2 protein-coding genes are annotated in these 1,589 nt (G+C 70.2%); both read left to right on the plus strand.

Annotated elements, in window-relative coordinates:
• The first annotated feature begins 114 nt into the window (after positions 1-114).
• On the plus strand, positions 115-1,080 hold the full coding sequence (lipA, locus tag CCN35_RS26310) for a lipoyl synthase (protein WP_067391841.1): 966 nt from the start codon (positions 115-117) through the stop codon (positions 1,078-1,080).
• A gap of 275 nt (positions 1,081-1,355) precedes the next feature.
• Positions 1,356-1,565, plus strand: a complete 210-nt coding sequence (locus tag CCN35_RS26315) for an SCO2195 family GlnR-regulated protein (protein ID WP_067391844.1) — start codon at positions 1,356-1,358, stop codon at positions 1,563-1,565.
• Positions 1,566-1,589 lie beyond the last annotated feature (24 nt).

Here is a 1,589-nt window from a genome sequence, read left to right on the forward strand (position 1 = left end):
CCGGGCCGGGCCCCCGGCGGCGCCGGGGACGGGGAAGGACGGGGGCGGCGGGGCCGTACAGACCCCGGGCGTACCCTGGGGGACACCGAAGAGTCAATCGTTAGGGAGCCGGTCGTGTCCGCAGTCGCACCCGACGGACGCAAGTTGCTGCGCCTGGAGGTCCGCAACAGCCAGACCCCCATCGAGCGCAAGCCCGAGTGGATCAAGACTCGGGCGAAAATGGGCCCCGAGTACAAGAAGATGCAGAACCTCGTCAAGAGCGAGGGCCTGCACACGGTCTGCCAGGAGGCGGGCTGCCCGAACATCTACGAGTGCTGGGAGGACCGCGAGGCGACCTTCCTCATCGGCGGCGACCAGTGCACCCGGCGCTGCGACTTCTGCCAGATCGACACCGGCAAGCCCGCGGCACTGGACCGTGACGAGCCGCGCCGCGTGGGCGAGTCCGTGGTCGCCATGGACCTGAACTACGCCACCGTCACCGGTGTCGCCCGCGACGACCTGGAGGACGGCGGCGCCTGGCTGTACGCCGAGACCGTGCGCCAGATCCACCAGCAGACCGCGAACCGCGAGGGCGGCCGTACGAAGGTCGAGCTGCTGGCCCCCGACTTCAACGCGAACCCGGAGCAGCTGGAGGAGGTCTTCTCCTCCCGCCCGGAGGTCTTCGCCCACAACATCGAGACGGTTCCCAGGATCTTCCGGCGGATCCGCCCCGGCTTCCGCTACGAGCGCTCCCTGAAGGTCCTCACCATGGCCCGCGACCACGGCCTGGTCACCAAGTCCAACCTCATCCTCGGCATGGGCGAGACCCGCGAGGAGATCAGCGAGACGCTCAAGCAGCTGCACGACGCCGGCTGCGAGCTGATCACCATCACCCAGTACCTGCGCCCGTCGGTGCGCCACCACCCCGTGGAGCGGTGGGTCAAGCCGCAGGAGTTCGTCGAGCTGAAGGAGGAGGCCGAGCAGATCGGCTTCTCGGGCGTGATGTCCGGCCCGCTGGTGCGGTCCTCCTACCGCGCCGGGCGCCTGTACCAGATGGCTGTCGAGAAGCGCGGCGCCTATGTCGCCGCCCAGGCGGTCTGACGACGGGTGACGCTCCGTCACCGCCCTGCCCGCCGGGCGGGCGGCCGACGCATGAAATCGGGCACACATCGAGCACACGACGGCACCGGCCGATCCGACGCGGTCCTGACCGTCCTCGCAGGTGGAGGGCGTCGCTCAGGGCCGCGTCCGCCTTCCGGCCCATGGCCGCAAGGCTTCATTCGTGTTTGACCGGTCGGTCACGCCCTGGTAACACCAGTCGGTGACCCTGGACTCACATCACGTACACCGACCGTCGTCACGAGGGGGATCCGATCATGCAGGCCGCGCCCATCCGCGCCACCGCGATTCCGTCCTTCACCGACGTACTGCGCACGGTCGAGTCCCTGCTCCTGAGCGGCGGCCAGCGCACCGCCCGCCGCAACGCCTGGACCTCCGTGATGGAGGACCGCCGCCGCGCCAGGGAGCGTGCCGAGGCCCAGCGCGCCCTCGACCGGTCCGGCCGGCTTCCCGCCGTCCTTCCCTGAGCGGCTCCCCCGCTTCCCGTATCC

It is taken from the genome of Streptomyces thermovulgaris (assembly GCF_002155915.1).
GTDB classification, from domain to species: Bacteria; Actinomycetota; Actinomycetes; order Streptomycetales; family Streptomycetaceae; genus Streptomyces; species Streptomyces thermovulgaris.